General features: G+C 65.0%; 17 protein-coding genes. 8 read left to right on the top strand and 9 right to left on the bottom strand.

What is annotated here, in order from left to right; translation table 11 throughout:
* Positions 1-3 precede the first annotated feature (3 nt).
* From N2604_RS05100 to N2604_RS05080, 5 genes are all read left to right on the top strand, one after another.
* Entirely contained in the window at positions 4-1800 is a 1797-nt protein-coding gene (locus tag N2604_RS05100) for a glucan ABC transporter ATP-binding protein/ permease (RefSeq protein ID WP_260374098.1), read from the top strand.
* A gap of 191 nt (positions 1801-1991) precedes the next feature.
* A complete protein-coding gene (locus N2604_RS05095; RefSeq protein ID WP_260374097.1) occupies positions 1992-3506 on the top strand; it encodes a D-alanyl-D-alanine carboxypeptidase family protein in 1515 nt (504 codons plus the stop codon).
* Positions 3507-3695: 189 nt separating this feature from the next.
* Complete coding sequence (locus N2604_RS05090; RefSeq protein ID WP_260374096.1) at positions 3696-5381, top strand: long-chain fatty acid--CoA ligase; 1686 nt, start codon at positions 3696-3698, stop codon at positions 5379-5381.
* A gap of 216 nt (positions 5382-5597) precedes the next feature.
* Positions 5598-6584 (top strand): integrase core domain-containing protein, encoded by a 987-nt coding sequence (locus tag N2604_RS05085; RefSeq protein ID WP_260373178.1) that lies wholly within the window; start codon positions 5598-5600, stop codon positions 6582-6584.
* 124 nt (positions 6585-6708) lie between these two features.
* Positions 6709-7194: a peroxiredoxin gene (locus N2604_RS05080; RefSeq protein ID WP_260374095.1), complete on the top strand. Its 486-nt coding sequence runs from the start codon at positions 6709-6711 to the stop codon at positions 7192-7194.
* Positions 7195-7359: 165 nt separating this feature from the next.
* Here N2604_RS05080 and rnhA read toward each other — a convergent pair whose 3' ends face one another.
* From rnhA to ispH, 3 genes are read right to left on the bottom strand one after another with little or no spacing between them, the layout of a single operon-like run.
* On the bottom strand, positions 7360-7824 hold the full coding sequence (gene rnhA, locus N2604_RS05075; protein WP_057028258.1) for a ribonuclease HI: 465 nt from the start codon (positions 7822-7824) through the stop codon (positions 7360-7362).
* A complete protein-coding gene (locus N2604_RS05070) occupies positions 7821-8804 on the bottom strand; it encodes a homoserine kinase (protein WP_260374094.1) in 984 nt (327 codons plus the stop codon). The genes rnhA and N2604_RS05070 overlap by 4 nt, the downstream gene beginning before the upstream one ends.
* A 6-nt stretch (positions 8805-8810) precedes the next feature.
* Positions 8811-9779 (bottom strand): 4-hydroxy-3-methylbut-2-enyl diphosphate reductase, encoded by a 969-nt coding sequence (ispH, locus tag N2604_RS05065; protein ID WP_025032334.1) that lies wholly within the window; start codon positions 9777-9779, stop codon positions 8811-8813.
* 265 nt (positions 9780-10044) lie between these two features.
* Here ispH and N2604_RS05060 point away from each other — a divergent pair, with 265 nt between their 5' ends.
* Positions 10045-10740: a DUF1013 domain-containing protein gene (locus N2604_RS05060; protein ID WP_260374093.1), complete on the top strand. Its 696-nt coding sequence runs from the start codon at positions 10045-10047 to the stop codon at positions 10738-10740.
* 101 nt (positions 10741-10841) lie between these two features.
* Here the strand turns inward: N2604_RS05060 and N2604_RS05055 are convergent, their stop codons facing one another.
* From N2604_RS05055 to N2604_RS05035, 5 genes are all read right to left on the bottom strand, one after another.
* Positions 10842-11570 (bottom strand): OmpW family protein, encoded by a 729-nt coding sequence (locus tag N2604_RS05055; RefSeq protein ID WP_260374092.1) that lies wholly within the window; start codon positions 11568-11570, stop codon positions 10842-10844.
* A 222-nt stretch (positions 11571-11792) separates the two neighbouring features.
* Positions 11793-12062: a hypothetical protein gene (locus N2604_RS05050; protein WP_260374091.1), complete on the bottom strand. Its 270-nt coding sequence runs from the start codon at positions 12060-12062 to the stop codon at positions 11793-11795.
* A gap of 152 nt (positions 12063-12214) precedes the next feature.
* The gene (locus tag N2604_RS05045; protein ID WP_260374090.1) at positions 12215-14125 is read right to left on the bottom strand and encodes a propionyl-CoA synthetase; all 1911 of its coding nucleotides are present in this window, start codon (positions 14123-14125) and stop codon (positions 12215-12217) included.
* A 304-nt stretch (positions 14126-14429) separates the two neighbouring features.
* A complete protein-coding gene (locus N2604_RS05040) occupies positions 14430-15821 on the bottom strand; it encodes a tetratricopeptide repeat protein (RefSeq protein WP_260374089.1) in 1392 nt (463 codons plus the stop codon).
* A 349-nt stretch (positions 15822-16170) separates the two neighbouring features.
* Positions 16171-16929: a tetratricopeptide repeat protein gene (locus N2604_RS05035; protein WP_260374088.1), complete on the bottom strand. Its 759-nt coding sequence runs from the start codon at positions 16927-16929 to the stop codon at positions 16171-16173.
* Positions 16930-17036: 107 nt separating this feature from the next.
* Here N2604_RS05035 and N2604_RS05030 point away from each other — a divergent pair, with 107 nt between their 5' ends.
* Together N2604_RS05030 and N2604_RS05025 are read left to right on the top strand one after the other, a co-directional pair.
* Positions 17037-18614, top strand: coding sequence for a sodium:proton antiporter (locus tag N2604_RS05030; RefSeq protein ID WP_260374087.1), 1578 nt, complete (start codon positions 17037-17039; stop codon positions 18612-18614).
* A gap of 160 nt (positions 18615-18774) precedes the next feature.
* On the top strand, positions 18775-19545 hold the full coding sequence (locus N2604_RS05025) for a hypothetical protein (protein WP_260374086.1): 771 nt from the start codon (positions 18775-18777) through the stop codon (positions 19543-19545).
* 60 nt (positions 19546-19605) lie between these two features.
* Here N2604_RS05025 and N2604_RS05020 read toward each other — a convergent pair whose 3' ends face one another.
* On the bottom strand, positions 19606-20412 hold the full coding sequence (locus N2604_RS05020) for an SDR family NAD(P)-dependent oxidoreductase (RefSeq protein ID WP_260374085.1): 807 nt from the start codon (positions 20410-20412) through the stop codon (positions 19606-19608).
* Between the last annotated feature and the right edge of the window lie 37 nt (positions 20413-20449).

Below are 20449 nucleotides of genomic sequence, written 5' to 3'. Positions count from 1 at the left end.
CGCATGTCCATCCTCCGTCTCTACACCCGCGTTCTCGAGCTGCTCGGCAAGGAGGCGCGGCTGGGCTGGCTGCTCGCGGTCGCCAACCTCCTGCTGGCGGGATCCCAGTTCGCCGAGCCCGTGCTGTTCGGCCGGATCGTCGACGTGCTCTCGGGCAAGACCGTGGCCGGCTCGAGCTCGGCCTGGCCGTTCCTGGCCGCCTGGGTCGCATTCGGGCTGTTCACCATCATCTGCAGCGCACTGGTGGCCTTGCAGGCCGATCGGCTCTCGCATCGTCAGCGCCAGGCGGTGCTGACCGATTATTTCGAGCACATCCTGCAGCTGCCGTTGACCTTCCATTCCGGCACCCATTCCGGCCGGCTGATGAAGGTCATGCTCAACGGCACGGACGCGCTGTGGCGGCTGTGGCTCGGCTTCTTCCGCGAGCATTTTGCCGCGATCCTCTCGGTCGTGGTGCTGCTGCCGCTGTCGCTCTACCTGAACTGGCGGCTGGCGATCCTCTTGTTCGTGCTCTGCATCGTCTTCACCGCACTGACGACCTTCGTGGTGCGCAAGACCTTCGGCATGCAGATGGAGGTCGAGGAGCACTACAGCGAGCTTTCCGCCCGCGCCTCGGACGCGCTCGGCAACGTCGCGCTGGTGCAGAGCTTCGTGCGCGTCGAATCCGAGGTGAAGGGACTGCGCTCGGTCGCCGACGAGCTGCTGGCCGCACAGATGCCGGTGCTGTCGTGGTGGGCGCTCGTCACCGTCATCACGCGCGCCTCCACCACCATCACGGTGCTGGCGATCTTCACGCTCGGCATCGCGCTGCACGACCAGGGCCTCACCTCGGTCGGCGAGATCGTGATGTTCGTGAGCTTCGCGACACTGCTGATCCAGAAGCTCGAGCAGGTCGTGAGCTTCATCAACAACGTGTTCATGGAAGCCCCGCGCCTGCGCGAGTTCTTCAATGTGCTCGACGCCGTACCCGCGGTGCACGACCGGCCCGACGCGATCGACGCCGGCCGGCTCTCCGGCCTCGTCGAGTTCAACGACGTCACCTTCTCCTATGACGGCAAGCGGCCCGCCGTCGAAGACCTCACCTTCACTGCACTGCCGGGCCAGACCATCGCGCTGGTCGGCCCGACCGGCGCCGGCAAGTCCACCGCGATCGCGCTCTTGCACCGCGCCTTCGATCCGCAGTCCGGCGTCATCAAGATCGACGGCATGGACGTTCGCGGCGTCACGCTGACCTCGCTGCGGCGGAACATCGGCGTCGTGTTCCAGGAGGCGCTGCTGTTCAACCGCTCGATCGAGGAGAATTTGCGCGTCGGCAAGCCGGATGCGACCGAGGCCGAGATGCGGAAAGCGGCCGAGCGCGCCCAGGCGCTCGAATTCATCGAACGCAGCGGCGGCTTCGCGACCAATGCCGGCGAGCGCGGCCGCATGCTCTCCGGCGGCGAGCGCCAGCGCCTGTCCATCGCCCGTGCGCTGCTGAAGGATCCACCGATCCTGATCCTCGACGAGGCGACCTCCGCGCTGGACGCCGTCACCGAGGTCAAGGTGAACGCCGCTCTCGACGAAGTGATGAGGGGCCGCACCACCTTCGTGATCGCCCATCGCCTCTCCACCATCCGCAAAGCCACCCGGATCCTGGTGTTCGAGAATGGACGCGTGATCGAATCCGGAACTTTCGATGAACTCGTGGCCAAAGGCGGCCATTTTGCCGAGATGGCCAAGGCCCAGTTCATGGTGCAGGAGAACGCACGGGCCAGCGTGACGGCCGCAGAGGCTGCCGCGACAGCTGCCAAATCCCCGTAGCAAGTCCCGAGAGGACCGTCGAAATTCGGCCTACTTCGTTGCGGAATACCCGCTCGAAGCCCCTATTCTCGACGCACCAGCCGGTATAGGTTTGCGACGCCGCAAGCGGCGGCGCTGGATTTCAGAACCGACAATCAGATCACGAGAACCGACCTTATCAGGCGCGGATCTCCAAGGACCGGAATCGGATAGTGCACGCCCTTCGCCCGCTGCTTCGCAAATCCCTGTTCAACCTGTTCGCTGCGACGCTCGCCTGTGCCGCGTTGTTTGCGCCGCGCGCGGCGGGCGCCGAAGCGCTCCTGCTGATCGAGGCCGACAGCGGCAAGGTGTTGCAGGCCGAAAACGCGACCATTCCCTGGTATCCGGCCTCCGTCACCAAGATCATGACCGCCTATGTGACGCTGAAGGCGGTCAAGGACGGCAGGCTGACGCTCGACACGCTGCTCACGGTGTCGCCGACCGCAGCTTCGCAATCGCCGTCGAAGATGGGGTTCCGCCCGGGAACGCAGGTCACCGTCGACAACGCGCTGAAGATGATGATGGTCAAGTCGGCAAACGACATGGCCGTGGTGCTCGCCGAAGGCGTCGGCGGTTCGGTCGACGGCTTCTCCGCGGTGATGAACGACACCGCGAGAAAGCTCGGCATGACGCAGACGAGCTACGTCAATCCGAACGGCCTGCCCGCCGAAGGCCAGATCACCTCGGCGCGCGACCTCGGGATCTTGGCGCGCTCGTTCCTGCGCGACCTGCCGGAATACGAGTACTTCGTGCACATTCCGGCGATCCGCTTCGGCAAGCGCGTCACCGGCAATTTCAACAAGCTGATCGGCCGCTATCCCGGCGCCGACGGGTTCAAGACCGGCTTCATCTGCGCCTCCGGCTACAACCTTGTCGCCTCGGCCACGCGCAACGGCCGCCGGCTGATCGCGGTGGTGCTCGGCGCCAATTCCGGCACGGCGCGCGCGGTGAAGGCGGCGCAGCTGCTGGAGCGTGGCTTCGCTCAGGACAATCTCACCTGGCTGCGCCCCTCGCTCGGCACCGTCGACAATCTCGTGCCGGTCGATGCCACGCCGCCGAACCTGCGCGACGAGATGTGCGGACCCAACCGCAAGCGGCCGGCCAGCGACGACGACGATGCGCTGATTGCGGCCAATGGCGGCGCGACCGGATCGGCCTCCGCCACCGGCGGCGAGGCCCAGGTCACCTTCTTCACGGCCGGCCTGCAGCCGCCGCTGATGAAGGCTTCCGAGCTGATGGCCTCGGCTCCGGCGCCGACCGAGCCGGTGCTGGTCTATACCGGCCCGACCCGCACCGGCACGGCCCTGATCGCCGCGGTCGCGGCCGACGCCGACCAGCAGGCCGCGTCCAAGCCGCGTGGCAAGAAGTCGCGCGTCGCCAAGAAGCCAGATGCCGCCGACAAGCCCAAGGAGGGCAACAAGGAGGGCAACAAGGAGGCCGGTACGAAGACCGCGGCGGCGAAGCCCGACGCCAAGCAGGCCGACGGCAAGGGCGACGGCAAGACCGCAGCCAAACCGGCCGCTGCCAAGCCGGCCGGCGCCAAGCATGCTGCGGCCAAACCCGATACGGCCAAGCCCGATGCGGCCAAACCTGCGGAGAAGCCTGCAAGCGGCGATCAGGCCGCCAAGCCCGCCAAGCCCAAGGCCGCGAAGCCGGCCGCTGCCACCAAGCCGGCGAACAACAGTTAACACCTCCCGGAATTGGGCCAGCCCGCGCTTCGCACCTGCGGGAGCTCGGTTCTGCAACGATTCCAGTAGCGACGCCCCGACCTTTGCCCTAAGCCACCATGGCTTGCCACCCGTTCCGGCAAGCTGGATACTGGCGGCAACGAGGCAAGCCCGAGAACAACGGGCCCTGGTCAATGAGGGGAGTCTTCCATGGAGCGCATCTGGCTCAAGCAATATCCGCCCGGCGTGCCCGCCGATATCGAGCCGACGCAATACGCATCGCTGGTCGATCTGCTGGAGGAGAGCTTCACCAAGTTCGCCGACCGCAAGGCGTTCATCTGCATGGACAAGTCGATCAGCTATCGCGACCTCGACCAGATGTCGGTCGCGCTCGCCGCTTACTTGCAAGGCCGCGGGTTGCAGCGCGGCGCGCGTGTCGCCATCATGATGCCGAACGTGCTGCAATATCCGGTCGCAACCGCCGCCGTGCTGCGCGCCGGTTTCGCGGTGGTCAACGTCAACCCGCTCTATACCCCCCGCGAACTCGAGCACCAGCTGAAGGATTCCGGCGCCGAAGCCATCATCGTGCTGGAGAACTTCGCTCACACCGTCGAGCAGGTGATCGCGAGAACGCAGGTGAAGCACGTCATCGTCGCCAGCATGGGCGACCTGCTCGGCTTCAAGGGCGTGATCGTCAACCTCGTCGTCCGCCGGGTCAAGAAGATGGTACCGGCCTGGTCGCTGCCAGGCTCGGTCTCCTTCAACGACGCGCTGTCCGCCGGCCGCGGCATGGCGCTCAACAAGCCGAAGCTGTCGCCGGGTGACGTCGCCTTCCTGCAATATACCGGCGGCACCACCGGCGTCTCCAAGGGCGCCACGCTGCTCCATCGCAACATCGTCGCCAACGTCCTGCAGAACGATGCCTGGCTGCAGCCGGCGCTGGCCGCGCCGCCGCATGTCGACCAGCTCATGATCGTCTGCGCGCTGCCGCTCTATCACATCTTCGCGCTGACGGCCTGCTACCTCCTGGGCGTGCGCGCCGGCGGCTGCAATCTCCTGATCCCGAACCCGCGCGACATACCCGGCTTCATCAAGGAACTGACGAAGTACCAGGTCAACACCTTCCCGGCGGTGAACACGCTCTACAACGGGCTGATGCATCATCCCGACTTCAAGAAGATCGACTTCTCGAAGCTGAAAATCTCGAACGGCGGCGGCATGGCGGTGCAGCGCCCCGTTGCCGAGCAATGGAAGAACATCACGGGCTGCAGCATCGCCGAGGGCTACGGCCTGTCGGAGACGTCGCCTGTCCTGACCTGCAATCCGCCGACGGCGACCGAGTTCACCGGCTCGATCGGCATTCCCCTGCCCTCGACCTATCTCTCCATCCGCGACGACGAGGGCAATGAGGTGCCGCTCGGACAGGCCGGCGAGATCTGCGCCAAGGGTCCGCAGGTGATGTCGGGCTACTGGAACAGGCCGGAAGAGACCGCCAAGGTAATGACCGCGGACGGCTATTTCCGCACCGGCGATATCGGCGTGATGGACGAGAAGGGCTATATCAAGATCGTCGACCGCAAGAAGGACATGATCCTGGTCTCCGGCTTCAACGTCTATCCGAACGAGATCGAGGAAGTGATCGCGAGCCATCCGGGCGTGCTCGAATGCGCCGTGATCGGCATCCCCGATTCCAAGTCCGGCGAAGCGGTGAAGGCCTTTGTTGTGAAGAAGGACCCGAACCTTACCGCCGAGGCCGTGATCAAGTTCTGTCACGAGCAGCTCACCGGCTACAAGGTGCCCAAGCACATCGAATTCCGCAACGACCTGCCGAAGACCAACGTCGGCAAGATCCTGCGCCGGCAGCTCCGCGACGAGAAGAAGGCGCAGGCGGCCTGAAGGCACGCCTCTCGGCTCGATGGGGCGCGCCCACGCGCCCCATTCGTCATGCGAGCCAACGGGTCCGCGCAGAGCGCGGCCCGATGACAGGCTCCGCGAAGCAATCCAGAAATATATCCGCAGAGGCAGTCTGGATTGCTTCGTCGCAAGAGCTCCTCGCAATTGTGCATGTTCACTAATTCGCTGATTGGATCGCTCCAGCGGAGGAACGATCCGATGCGAGACAACAGCTATGACCGAACGGTTGAACGCAACTATCTGCAGAAGTGGCGTTTTCTGATTTCGGAGTATGAGGCGGTGAAGGCTGGCCGATCGCCGCTGTTCAAGCGGGTCGGCGACTTCTACCGGCACCACGGGACCTGCTCGCAGACGTTCCGCAAGTATTACAATCGCTATCTGCAGAGCGGCGAGGAAGCGGATCTGCTGCCGCGGCGGCGCGGCCCGAAGTGGCGGGAGCGACGCGAGCCGGAAGGGATCGAGACGGAGATTGTCGCCCATCGCAAGCGGGGGATGAACCGTTATGAGATTCATGCCGTCTTGCGCGAAACGCGCGACACGGTACCTTCGCCGATCACGATCTACCGGGTGCTGAAACGCTACCGCCTGAACCGCCGCACGCCGGCGATGCGTGAGGAGAAACGCCGTATTATCAAGGACAAGCTCGGAGAGCTGGGCCACGTCGATCTGCATCAATTGCCGCGCGATATGTTCCTCGCGCCACCCCCGGTCACGGCCTACATCATCAGCTTGATCGACAGCTGCACGCGTCTGGCCTGGGCAGAGGTCCTGACATCCAAGAAGGCGCTGCCGGTCATGTTCAAGACCCTGAAGATGATCAACACCCTCAACGTCACCTATGGGCTCGTCTTCCAGGAAATCCTGTCCGACAACGGCGCCGAGTTCGCCGCCCGCACCAAGCCGGGCGAGCATCCGTTCGAGGCCATGCTGCTCGAGCTCGGCATCAAACACCGCTACACCCGGCCCTATCGGCCGCAGACCAACGGTAAGGTCGAACGCTTCTGGCGCACCCTCGATGACGACGTCATCGACGGCGCGACCTTCGACAACCTCGACCACTTCGCCAATGAACTGTTCGAGTACCTCGTTTACTACAACAACCACAGACCCCATCAGGCCTTGGCAGGACAAACCCCCAAGGCCTTCGCCGCTACCAAGACCACCGCGATCCAATCAGCGAATTAGTGAACATCGACAGCAATGACGAGAAAATTGCGACCGCGGCCTCATCACAGCGCGGTGAAGCCGTTTCCCTCCGGCGGTAAAATGCTCTAGAACAGCCCCGGCCCATTTCCATGGAGAAACGACGATGGCGATCCAGATTGGCGACAAGCTGCCCGAGGCGAAATTCCGCGTGATGACGGCGGAAGGCCCGCAGGTGAAGACCACCGACGACATCTTCAAGGGCAAGAAGGTGGCGCTGTTCGCGGTGCCCGGCGCCTATACCGGCACCTGCCACAAGATGCATCTGCCGAGCATCTTCCTCAACGCCTATGCCATGAAGGACAAGGGCGTCGACACCATCGCCATCGTCTCCGTCAACGACGCCTTCGTCATGAACGCCTGGAAGCGCGACACCGACCAGCGCGACGAGGCGATCTTCCTCGCCGATGGCAATGCCGACTTCACCAAGGCGATCGGCATGGAGCTGGACGCCTCCGCCAACGGCCTCGGCATCCGCTCCAAGCGCTATTCGATGCTGATCGAGGACGGCGTGGTGAAGAAGCTGAACCTCGAGGCGATGCCCGGCAAGGTCGAGGTCTCCGGCGGCGATACGCTGCTCGGGCAGCTGTGAGGCGGCCACCGTTCTTAGCCGCACATTCCGCTGTCATGCCCCGGCTTGACCGGGGGCATCCAATACGCCGAGGCTTCTCGGTTGAATCAGAAGCGTCTCGGAGTACTGGATCGCCCGGTCAAGCCGGGCGATGACAGTTGAGAATGAGACGACGACAGCGCCCAGCTACTCCCTCACCCGCTGCTGCAACCGCGCCTTCACGATCCCGTCGCGCGCCAGCTGATCGGCGCGCTCGTTCTCGGGGTGGCCGGCGTGGCCCTTGACCCAGTGCCAGCGGACCTCGTGCTGCTTCAGCGCGGCGTCGAGGCGTTGCCATAGCTCGACGTTCTTCACCGGCTTCTTGTCGGCGGTGCGCCAGCCGTTGCGCTTCCAGCCGAAGATCCAGCCGGTGATGCCCTGCCGGACATACTGGCTGTCGGTGTAGAGATCGACCGTGCACGGCCTCTTCAACGCTTCGAGCGCCGAGATCGCCGCCATCAATTCCATCTGGTTGTTGGTGGTGTGCGGCTGGCCGCCGTTCAGCTCTTTCTCCTTGTCGCCGAACTTCAGGATCGCGCCCCAGCCGCCCGGCCCGGGATTTCCCGAGCAGGCGCCGTCAGTATAGATCGTAACATTGGGAAGCTCGCTCACACGACCAGCCCCGATGGCGTCAGCCCGTAGTCGCGCACGCTCGTTACGCTCTGATGGAAGCGCAGCTTGCGGACATATTCCAGCGGATCCTTCGGCTTGACCAGCGCGCCCGGCGGCACGTTGAGCCAGTCGACCAGCCGCGTCAGCAGGAAGCGGATCGCGGCGCCACGCGCCAAGAGCGGCAGCGCGGCCTCTTCGGCTTCGCTGAGCTTGCGCACGCGGCCATAGGCGTTGAGGAAGGCACGCGCCTTGGTGACGTTGAAGGAATGATCCGGCTCGAAGCACCAGGCGTTGAGGCAGATCGCGACGTCATAGGCCAGCATGTCGTTGCAGGCGAAGGTGAAGTCAATGATCCCGGAGAGCTTGTCGCCGAGGAAGAAGACGTTGTCGTTGAAGAGGTCGGCATGGATCACGCCTTCGGGCAGGTGGCTCGGCCAGATCCCGCTCGAGAGCTGATCGAGCTCGGCGGCGAGGAAGGCGCGCAGCCCTGGCTGCACCTCATCGGCCCGGTTCGAAGCCGCATCGAACAGCGGACGCCAGCCGGATACCGAGAGCGCGTTGGCGCGCCGAATTGCAAAGTTGGCGCCGGCCAGATGCATCCGGGCCAGCCCCTCGCCGACCCCGGCGCAATGGGTTGCGTTCGGCTTGCGCGGCCAGACGCCTTCGAGAAAGGTGATGATCGCGGCGGGCCGGCCTGCGAGCTCGCGCAACGCCTCGCCGTCGCGTCCCCGCACGGGCAGCGGACAATTGACGCCGTGCTCGGCGAGGTGCGTCATCAGTCCGAGGAAGAACGGCAGATCATTCTTCGCCACGCGCTTTTCGTAGAGCGTGAGGATGAACGAGCCTTTGCTCGTGTGCAGCAGGAAGTTGGAGTTCTCGACGCCCTCGGCGATGCCTTTGTAGGACAGCAATTCGCCGAGATCGTATTGCTTCAGGAAATCCGCAAGCTCGTCGGCGGCGACGTCGGTGTAGACCGCCATAAAGGTCTACTCGGCGGCGGCTTCGGGGCGCACCTGACGCGGCAACGGGAAGAACTCGTTCTCTTCCGCGGCCGAGACCGTCTCCACGTGCAGCGTGTAGCGCTCGGCGAAGGCGTCCATGATCTCCTCGACGATCACCTCCGGCGCGGACGCGCCCGCGGTGATGCCGAGGCTCTTGATGTTGCCGAACCTGCCCCAGTCGATGTCGGTGGCGCGCTGCGCCAGCACCGCGATCTTGCAGCCCTCACGCTCGGCAACCTCGCGCAGGCGCTGCGAGTTCGACGAATTGGGAGCCCCGACGACGATCAGCGCGTCCACCACCGGCGCCACCTTCTTCACCGCGAGCTGGCGGTTGGTGGTGGCGTAGCAGATGTCTTCCTTGTGCGGCCCGTTGATGTTCGGGAAGCGCTCCTTGAGCAGCGCGACGATCTCCGCGGTGTCGTCGATCGACAGCGTGGTCTGGGTCACGAAGGCGAGGTTATTGGGGTCCTTCGGCGTGATGGTCTTGGCGTCCTCGGCGGTCTCGATCAGGGTCACGGCGCCGGGCGGCAGCTGGCCGAGCGTGCCGACCACCTCAGGATGGTGGGAATGGCCGATCAGGAAGATCTCGCGGCCGCGCTTGAAGTGGATCGCGGCCTCGCGATGCACCTTGGTCACCAGCGGACAGGTCGCATCCAGCGAGAACAGGTTGCGGGACTGAGCGTCGGCCGGAACCGACTTCGGCACGCCGTGGGCCGAGAACACCACCGGCGCGGTGGCATTCTCAGGAATTTCGGCGAGCTCCTCGACGAAGATGGCGCCCTTCTTCTTCAACCCATCGACGACGTACTTGTTGTGCACAATCTCATGGCGAACATAGACGGGGGCGCCGTACTTATCGAGCGCCCGTTCCACGGTGTCGATCGCCCGGACCACCCCGGCACAGAAGCCGCGGGGAGAACAAAGCACGATCTTGAGGTCTGGTTTGGCTGACATTGAGCGATCTCGGGACCGAATCACCCGTTTCGCCTTCTGGCGGGGGCGGTCGATGGATGGGAATTGGGCTTAAAGCTGTCGGCTTGGACCTTACAGCGGTTCAAAGGGAATTGGGCCCCCTTTCGGGCGGTGTCAAGGCACTATCTATAGCAGAACCATTGCATGGCTACCCCCTCCGGGCTTATATAGCGCGAATTCCCTGTCATCGCTGATGACTACCGGTTTCGCCTCCAGAGGGGTGGGCGAAGCACAAAGGAGATTTGCCATGAGCAACGCACCTCTGATGCCCAAGGCGACCGCCGTTTGGCTGCTCGACAACACCGCGCTGACCTTCGACCAGGTCGCCGATTTCACCAAGATGCATCCCCTCGAGGTGCGCGCCATCGCCGACGGCGACGCGGCCCAGGGCATCAAGGGCATGGATCCCCTCTCCAATGGCCAGCTGACCCGCGAGGAGATCGAGAAGGGCGAGAAGAACCCGGACTACCGGCTCCGCCTCCAGGAGAGCAAGGTGGTGCTGCCGCCCCAGCCCAAGCGCAAGGGCCCGCGTTATACCCCGGTCTCGCGCCGCCATGAGCGCCCGAGCGCCATCCTCTGGCTGCTGCGCAACCATCCGGAGCTCAAGGACGCTCAGATCATGCGCCTGGTCGGCACCACCAAGAGCACGATCGCCAGCGTGCGCGACCGTACCCACTGGAACACCTCGTCGCTGACCCCGATCGACCCGGTCACCCTCGGCCTGTGCTCGCAGATCGAGCTCGATTTCGAGGTCCAGCGCGCGGCGAAGGAAAAGCCGATCGACGCAGCCTATGGCGGCGCCACCCTGCTGCCGGCCTCCGAGACCACCCGCAAGGACGAGTACGAGCCCGCGGAGAAGTCCAGCGACGACCTCAACGTCGACGCCGTGTTCGCCAAGCTGAAGACGCTCGGCGGCAAGAAGCACGAGAACGAGGAGGAGTAGTTCCTCCTTCGGCGATCGACCGCACAAAAAAAAACGCGGCAGGGAAACCTGCCGCGTTTTGCGTGTGAGATCGCGGGCGTCGAGCCGGACGCCGCGAACGCTCAGAACTTGTACGTCACGCCTGCACCGACCAGCCACGGATCGATATGCGCGGTGCCGGTAACCGGGATCGCGCCGTTGACCGTGGCCGAGTAGTTCGGCTGGAGCCACAGCTTCTTCACGTCCACGTTGAGGCCCCAATGCTTGTCGAGCATGTAGTCGAAGCCGAATTGCACGGCACCGCCCCACTGGTTGCTGACATGCAGGTTGGTGACGGCGAGGCCGCCGAACGGGATGTTCGACGCCGAATTGTTGAAGAACACCGTGTAGTTCACGCCGGCGCCGATATAGGGCTTGAAGGCGCCGAAATTGGTGAAATGGTATTGCAGGGTGAGCGTCGGCGGCAGCAGCGTGGTTTTTCCGATATCGAGCCCTTGGAGCGTGCCCGATCCGGTTAGGTGATGCCGTGTTACGCCGAGGATCAACTCAGCCGCGATGTTCGGGGTGAAGAAATAGGAGATGTCGAGTTCGGGGACGACCTGGTTGCTGATGTGAAGGCCAGAGTTCGGCGACGACAGCGCTGGCACACCCGTGACATTGACCGTGCTGTTACCGCCGTCCGGCAAAACGCCGAGCACGCGCAGACGGATCATCCAGGGATTCCAGGCCTCCACCGCCGGCGGCGCCTTGGTATAGACTGGTAGATCCGCAGCTTGCGCCGATGCAAGCGCGCCGCCGAACGCGGCGGCGAGCACTGCCAGCCGTGCGGCATTCCGAATTGTCCTTCGCATTGAATTCCCCTTGAGAGCCATGCGCGCTCCGTTGCGCGATCACAGATGTCAGAGCAGAACGGGGGCGCCCTCGGATTTGACCTGAATCAAATTTGGGCTGACGCGCCACAAATCAACTACGGCGTTGCAGATCTGCCACGGCAGACGGACTTGCGCGATGGGCGGCAATGGCCGCAGAGAACCGCAAGGCGCGTCAGTTCAGCACGTGCAACGAGCAGACGGCTACGGCCGTTCGGGATGGTTCAGCATGTACTCGCCGAGATCGCGCTGGCGGCGGTCGGCGCGCGCGGTGGCGGCGTTGCGCTGGACGTCGCGGTCCTTGCGGCAGGCCACGTATTCCGGCGAACCTTGCGCATAGCCCCGGCTCTGGCACACCGCGTCGTCGTCATCGCCGCCCATCGCCACCGGATTCTGGTAGCGCGCGGAGCAGGCGGAGAGAGCGATGGCGAGAGCTAAGGCGGTGAGCAGGCGGGGCGCGGCGGCGAGTGGCATCGAGGGTCCCTTGTTGGCCGACCCTGTTTAGCCCGGAATGCGGAGAATGTAAGTCGATACACCGTCATTCCGGGATGGTGCGTAAGCACCAGACCCGGAATCTCGAGATCCCGGGTTCGGTCCTGCGGATCGCCCCGGGATGACGCTTCGCGTCACACCCGTCCCTTCAGCGCCTCGCCGATCTCGTCGAGCGCCTTGGGATCCTCGATCGTCGCCGGCATGGTCCAGGATTCACCATCGGCGATCTTCTTGATGGTGCCGCGCAGGATCTTGCCGGAGCGCGTCTTGGGCAGGCGGCCGACGGTGATGGCGAGCTTGAACGCGGCGACCGGGCCGAGCTTGTCCCGCACCAGCGCGATGATCTCCTTCTCGATCTCGGCGGGCGGGCGCTTCACGCCCGCTTTGAGCACCAGGAAGCCGCAGGGCACCTCGCCCTTGATCGCGTCCTTGACGCCGAGCACGGCGCATTCGGCGACATCGGGATGCGAGGCCAGGATCTCCTCCATGCCGCCGGTGGAGAGACGATGGCCGGCGACGTTGATGATGTCGTCGGTGCGGCCCATCACGAAGACATAACCGTCCTCGTCCTTGTAGCCGGCGTCGGAGGTTTTGTAATAGCCGGGGAATTCGCTCAAATACGCTTCCTTGAAGCGCTCGTCCTGATTCCACAGCGTCGGCAAACAGCCCGGCGGCATCGGCAGCTTGATGACGATCGAGCCCATGGTGTTGGGGCCGACCGGCTTTGCCGCTTCATCGACGACGTCGACCTGATAGCCCGGCATCGGCACCGTCGGCGAGCCGTGCTTGACCGGCAGCATGCCGAGGCCGACCGGATTGCCGGCGATGCACCAGCCGGTCTCGGTCTGCCACCAATGGTCGATCACCGGCACCTTCAGCTGCTGCTCCGCCCATTCCACGGTCGGCGGATCGGCACGCTCGCCGGCGAGGAACAGCGTGCGGAATTTGGAGAGATCGTACTGCCGGATGAATTTCCCTTCCGGGTCTTCCTTACGGATGGCGCGGAAGGCCGTCGGAGCGGTGAAGAAGGCGACCGCCTTGTGCTCGGAGATCACGCGCCAGAACGCGCCGGCGTCGGGCGTGCCGACCGGCTTGCCCTCGTACATGATCGTGGTCGCGCCGTGCAGCAGCGGGCCGTAGACGATGTAGCTGTGGCCGACCACCCAGCCGATGTCGGAGCCGCACCACCAGACCTCGCCCGGCTTGACGCCATAGAGGTTGAACATCGACCATTTCACCGCGACGAGATGCCCGCCATTGTCGCGCACGACGCCCTTCGGCACGCCGGTCGTGCCCGATGTGTAGAGGATGTAGAGCGGATCTGTCGCGGCGACAGGCACGCAAGCCGCGCGCTTGCCGTCGTTCAGCGCCTTGCGGCGCAGGCTGGCCCAATCGTAGTCGCGGCTCGGCGTCATCTCGCAGGTGAGCTGCGGACGTTGCAATACGATGCAGGCCTTCGGCTTGCTGCTGGCAAGCTTGATCGCCTCGTCGAGCAGCGGCTTGTACTGCACGATGCGGCCGGGCTCGATCCCGCAGCTGGCGGACAGGATCAGCTTGGGCTGCGCATCGTCGATGCGGGTGGCAAGCTCCTTCGCGGCAAAGCCGCCGAACACCACCGAGTGCACCGCACCGAGCCGCGCGCAGGCGAGCATCGCGACCACCGCCTCCGGCACCATCGGCATATAGAGGATGACACGGTCGCCCTTGGCGACGCCGAAATCCTGCATGATTGCGGCGAGCGCCTGGACCTCGTTCAGCAGCTCGGCATAGGTGAGCTTGGTGATCGAACCCGTCAGCGGCGAATCATGGATCAGCGCGACCTGGTCGGCGCGGCCGCGTTCGACGTGGCGGTCGAGGGCGTTGTAGCAGGTGTTGACGACGCCGCCGGCAAACCAGCGGCCGTAGGTTCCTTGCGAGGAATCGAAGATCTTTTTCGCAGGCTCGATCCAGTCGATCTCCTTCGCCGCCTCGGCCCAGAAGCCGTCGGGATCGGCCAGCGAGCGCGCATGGACCTCGTGATAGCGACTTTTGCCCTGGATATTCATTCCCGCGCTCCCGTTCCCTTTATTCGCCTGGCTCCGACCCTTGTGGCAGGACAGGCGCCCCGCCATGACCAGGATCAATTGCCGGCCTTGTTGTGGGCTTATTTTCGCGGCAACGGGCCGCGGTTCAAGCTGAAAAGGGTGTCCTTCCCCCTCTCCCCGCTTGCGGGGAGAGGGTCGGGGTGAGGGGGAGTCTCCTCGGGGACGGCGGCAGTTGGACTCGCGGAGACTCCCCCTCACCCGGAATTTGCTGTCGCAAATTCCGGCCTCTCCCCGCACGCGGGGAGAGGCGAAGGAGGCGCTACTCTCAGCTCTCCATGGCATTCAGCTTCTGTAACCGCTCCTGCATGACCTTTTTCAGGTCATAGTCGGGGCGGCGGAAACTCGCATCGCGCGTCGTGAGGAACTCGCGCTGGGACTTGCGCAGGCTGTCTGCGGAGCGCTTGCTCGCGGATTTCAGCACACGCCCGTAGGCCTCAGCGATCCGGCGGTCGAGCACGCCGAGCTGCGGATCGGCGCAGATCACTTTCTCGACCTCGCGCTTGGCGGTGGCGCAATCGAAGGACGGGCCGCTATCGTCGGCTGAGCGCGCATGCATCGGGCCCGGTGACGCCGCGCCGAACCTGGCAATCTCCGCCATCATGCTGCGGCGGCCGTTGGCTGCATTCTCGTTGCCGGGGTCCAGCTTCAGCGCCGTCTCATAATCGGCCAGCGCCTTCTTCCGCTCGCCCATCTTCTTGTAGAGCACGGCGCGGTTGTTGTAGGTCTTTGCGAAATTCGGATCGAGCTTGAGCGCAGCCTCGTAGTCGCTCAGCGCAGCCCCGAGCTCACCTTTGAACTGGTAGGAATCGCCGCGGTTGGTCAGGAAATTGGCGCGCTGCTCCCGCCGGATCGCCTGGTCGTAATCGGCGATCGCCTTGTCGTACTCGCCCATCGCGGCATAGGTCAGGCCGCGATTGTCGTAATATTCCGGCACCTTCGGATCGAGCCTGATCGCCTCGCCGTCGTCGGCGACCGCCTTGTCGAGCTGGCCGAGCTTCTTATAGGCCGCGCCGCGATTGGTGTAGGTGCGCGCGCGGTTTGGATCGAGCCGCAGCGCCTCGTCGAAATTCCTGATCGCCTTCTCGTTGTCGCCGCCGAGATAATAGGCCACGCCGCGGTCGGACCAGGCTTGCGCATCGTCCGGCTTCAGCTTGATCGCCTGGTCGTAATCGGCGAGCGCGCGGTCGAGCCGGCGCTGATTGGTGTAGACGACGCCGCGCAGTTCGTAGGCTTCAGCATCCTGCGGGTCGAGCTCGATCGCCTTGGTCAGATCCGCCGCGGCGCGATTGAGGTCGCCGCCGGCCTCGCGCAGGAGGTCGCCGCGCACGCGCCAGGCCTTCGCATTCTTGCCGGCGAGCGCGATGGCGCGGTCCAGATCCCGCAGCGCCTGTGACTGGCCTCCAAGGGTCCGCGCATTGGCTTCGGCGCGGACGACGAGGGCCGCGCTGCGTTCGACGGCCGGATTGGCGGTCTGGTCGATGATGGCGCTGCATGCCGGGATCAGCTCGGCCGGGCCAGCTTTGCTCCCCAGCACGCACGCGGTGCTCGCCGCGGCGGGGGCCGCGAGAACGAAGCTCATTGCCGCGCCGAGGAAGAGGGCGCGAAGCGAGATTTTGGCAGGCGAAAGCGCTTGCGCGGAGGCTTGAGTGCCGCACATGACATAGGGCTCCGTGACGTCGGGTTCTCACCGTTGTCGCAGCTGGCAAGGGATGGGTTCAAACAGGTCGGGGAGGGATGGAGCGCTGCCGGCTCTCCCTCGCCCCGCTTGCGGCAGGACCATCACCTCTGAGAGCTCTTACCCTGCGGCCATCCTTCGAGACGCCCGCTTTAGGCGGGCTCCTCAGGATGAGGACGGAGTGCGCGGCAGCATTGCAACGGGCGCTGACGCCAATTGGCCTCATCCTGAGGAGGCGCGTTAGCGCCGTCTCGAAGGACGAGGCGTACACGCAGCCTGCAACCGCGAATCATAGGTGATCGCCCCGCCGCTTGCGGGAGAGGCGAAAGTCTCAATATCCATCCACGCCGTTCAGCCGCTGCAAGCGCTCCTGCATGGCTTTCTTCAGGTCGTAGCCCGGCCGGCCGAAATCGGCGTTGCGGCGCGCGATGAACTCGTCCTGCTCGCGCTGGAGCGCTTTGGCCTCGGCCGCATTGCGCGCTTCACGGATCGCACGGGCATTGGAGGCAAAGACCTCGCGATCGAGATCGGCGAGCTCGCGATTGCCGCAGATCGCCCTTTCCACCGCCCGACGCGCTCGCGCGCAATTGAAGCTGGGCTTGCCCGCGACCGCCATCTGCGCGCCGATCCGCTCGAGCTCGCGCGCCATCGCCTTGTGATTGGCCTTGGCCTTCTCGTGGTTCGGATCGATCTTGAGCGCTGCGCCGAAATCCTGCACCGCCTTCGGCTTGTCGCCCTTCTTCAGCCAGAGCTCGCCGCGCGCATTGAAGATGTCCGCAAGGCCGGGGGCGAGCAGAAGAGCGCGGCTGTCGTCGGCGATGGCGCGGTCGATCTGGTCGCGCCGCGCATAGAGCGCGCCGCGCGCGATCAGGGCCTTGATCAGGTCGCCCTTCGCCGTCTTCTCGTTGTCGATCACGGCGGCGCAGGCCGTGGCGGCCTTGTCCATGTCGTCGGCTGCGGCCGCCGCGAGGCAGGGCGCGACATCGACCGGCGTCACGGCCACTGGTTCGCCGCCGGTCGCGGCATCGGCCGGGGCGAGCGAGAGCGCGTAGAGCAGCCCGGCGCCGATCAGCTGAATGAGAAAACGCATGCTCGTTGCAGTCGAAACCTTGTCGTCAATCCTCTCAAGGTCTTGTCTTGAAGAGGTCTTGCCTTGAAGCCGTACTATCCATCATACGGCCGGATTGGTGCTAGCTTGTGGCACCGCTCAGATCGGCTTCGGGGATCGTCGTGTCGACATTCGAATGGATCATCGCGCTGCTGCTCGGCGCCGTTGGCTTATCGGCGCTGGCGCGGCGGATCAAGGTGCCCTACCCGACCTTTCTCGCCATCGGCGGCGCGCTGATCGCCTTCGTGCCCTCGAGCCCGTCCTGGGCGCTCGAGCCGGACCTGGCCTTGGCTCTTTTTGTCGCACCGGTCCTGCTCGATGCCGCCTTCGACACGTCGTTGCGCGACCTTCGCAACAACTGGGTTCCGGTCTCGACCCTGGTCGTCGCCGCGGTCGGCCTGACCACGGCAGGTGTCGCTTATGTCGCGCACCGGCTGATGCCCGACATGCCCTGGGCCGCCGCGGTCGCGCTCGGCGCCATCGTGGCGCCGCCGGATGCGGCCGCTGCCGTTGCGATCCTGAGCCAGGTCAAGCTGCCCCATCGCATGGTCAAGGTCCTGGAAGGCGAGAGCCTGCTCAACGATGCCAGCGCGCTGCTGATCTATCGCATCGCCGTCGGCGCGGTCGCCACCGAGCATCTGACCTGGAGCCAGGTCGCGCCGACCATGGCGCTGGCGCTGGTCGGCAGCGTCATCGCGGGTCTGGCCGCAGGCCGCATCATTCCGCTGTTCATGGAGCGGGTGACGGAGGCGCCGAGCGCCATCATCGTGCAGTTCGCCACCACTTTCATGGTCTGGATCGCCGCCGAGCATCTCGGCCTCTCCGGCATCCTCACCATCGTGGTTTATGCCATCACGGTCGCACGGACCGCGCCGGCACGCATCCCGGCGCGGCTGCGGGTGCCGTCCTATGCGGTGTGGGACACGACCGTGTTCGTGCTCAACGTGCTCGCCTTCATGCTGATCGGCATGCAGATGCGGCCGATCTGGACGCGGCTGGACGCGGACGTGCGCTGGGAATATTGCGTGGCCGCCGCCTGGATCCTGCTCACGGTGATCCTGGTGCGCCTGTTCTGGGTGACGTTCTATCGCACGAGTCTCCGGGTGCTGATCGCGCAGGGGCTCTATCATCCCAAGGATCCGAAGCAGGTGGCCTCGCCCAAGGGCGGGCTCATCATCTCCTGGTGCGGCATGCGCGGCCTCGTCACGCTCGCCACCGCCTTTGCGCTGCCGGAAAACTTTCCCTATCGCGACTTCATCGTCTTCATTGCCTTTGCGGTGGTGCTGGGCTCGCTGGTGATCCAGGGCCTGACGCTGCGGCCGCTGATCCTCGCTTTCAACCTCAAGGACGACGATCCCGTCGGCATCGAGGTCGCCCGCGGCCGCGCGGTCGCCTATCGCGCCGCGCTCGATGCGATCGAGAGCAATCCGTCGGAGGAGGCGGAGATCCTGCGGCTCGAATATCGCGCCATCCTGATGCAGACCGAGACCGATCCGAACGGCGGCATCAGCAACGGCGAACTGCCCGCCGATCCCCTCCGCCGCCGCGCCATCGAGGCCGCGCGCAAGGCGATCTTCGATCTGCGCGCCACCGAGGTGATCGGCGACGACGCGTTTCACCGGCTCGAGGAGGAGCTCGATCGCGCAGAATTGAGCGCGGGCGGATGAGGCAACTCCGCGATACAAACTCGGTGTCGTCCCGGACAAGCGCGCGCTAAGCGCGCCGATCCAGGAGGACGCGAGTTTTGGGGCGTTCAGCAACGTGTGCCGAGTCACACACGGCGTCCCGGAGTTTGAACCAAACCCCGCCTCCCCAGACTCACTGCTGATGACGACCCTGATCGACGACCGTCGTGTACGCGCGCGTGATGCGGCGCCTGCACGATATTTTTATCTCCACATGGCGCTGGCCTGCGCGGCCACCGCCTTCCTCGGCTTCGCACCGACCTATTGGGTGCCGCTCGCTCACCGGACATTCTCCGCCAGCCCGGTGATTCATTTTCACGGATTGTTGTTCTTCACCTGGTCGCTGTATTTCGTGCTCCAGACCTGGCTCGCGGCTTCCGGCCGGGTGGTCAACCACCGCTCGTTCGGCATCGTCGGCGTCTCGCTTGCGACCGCGATGGTCATTTTTGGCTGCTTCGCGTCCGTGACGTCGATGAAGAACGCCGCGGCGCTCGGGCAGGCCGATGCAGGCATCGCCTTCGCGATCGTGCCGCTCAGCGGCATCGCCTTCTTCGCCGCGGTGTTCGTGCTCGCGATCATGAACACGCGCAGGCTCGAGATTCACAAGCGCCTGATGCTGCTCGCGGCGGTCTCGATCCTCGACGCCGCGATCGCGCGCTGGTTCCTGACCTTCCTCGCCCCTCCCGGACCGCCTGGCCCGCCGCCAGTGCCCGTGACGATCGCGCCGGCTGTGGTCGCCTCCCTTCTGCTCGTCGTCGCCATGGTGCGTGACTGGCGCACCGAAGGGCGCGTGCATCCGGTGTACATCTTCGGCACGCTCGCGCTTCTGGCGGTGAAGGTGCTGAACTGGCCGGTCAGTGAGACGGCCGCGTGGCACGCCTTTGCCGGCGGCATTCTGGCGCTGGCGCAGTAGCTCTCGGCGTCGTCCCGGACAAGCGGAGCGCCGATCCGGGACGGCGACGAAGACTGGAAGCTACGCCCCCGCCTTGCACGTAATCCCGCCGTCCACCACCAGCTCGATTCCCGTCACATATTTCGACTCGTCCGAGGCCAGGAACAGCGCGGCGTTGGCGACGTCGAAGGCATCGCCCATGTGACCCATCGGCACCTGCGCGTCGCGTGCGCGCCACATCGCTTCGACGTCGCCCTTGGCGTAGCTGGCGGCGAGGCCGGCGGAGTGCTCGACCATCGGCGTCTTCATCAGGCCGGGCAGGATCGCGTTGACCCGGACATGATGGCGCGCGAATTCGATCGCGGTGGTGCGAGTCATCTGGTTCATCGCCGCTTTCGAGGTCCCATAGGTGACGTAGGAGATGCCCATGTGGCGGATCGAGGCGATCGAGGAGATGTTGATGATCGAGCCGCCGCCCTGCTTCACCATGATCGGAATCACGTGCTTCATGGCGAGATAGGCGCTCTTGAGGTTGACGCTGAAGACGCGATCCCAGCTGTCCTCGCTCACCTCGACCACGCTGCCCATCTCGGCGATGCCGACATTGTTGTCGAGCACGTCGACGCGGTCATAGGCCTTCAGGCACGCCGCGACCATCGCCTCGATCTCACGGGCGCGCGACACGTCGGCCGTGAAGGCCGTCGCCTTGCCGCCCTCGCCGGTGATGATCTTAGCGGTCTCCTCGGCCGCGGCACCATTGCGATCGACGCAAAACACCTGCGCGCCCTCGCGCGCGAAGGTCACCGCGGTTGCCTTGCCGTTGCCCCAGCCGGGGCCGATCGAGCCGGCGCCCACCACCATCGCAACCTTGCCCTTGAGCCGATCCATCGTATGTCTCCCTGTTTGTCGTTCTTGTAGCCCGGAT

Source organism: Bradyrhizobium sp. CB1015, from assembly GCF_025200925.1.
Classification (GTDB): Bacteria; Pseudomonadota; Alphaproteobacteria; order Rhizobiales; family Xanthobacteraceae; genus Bradyrhizobium.
This window is presented reverse-complemented; position numbering and strand designations above follow the sequence as displayed.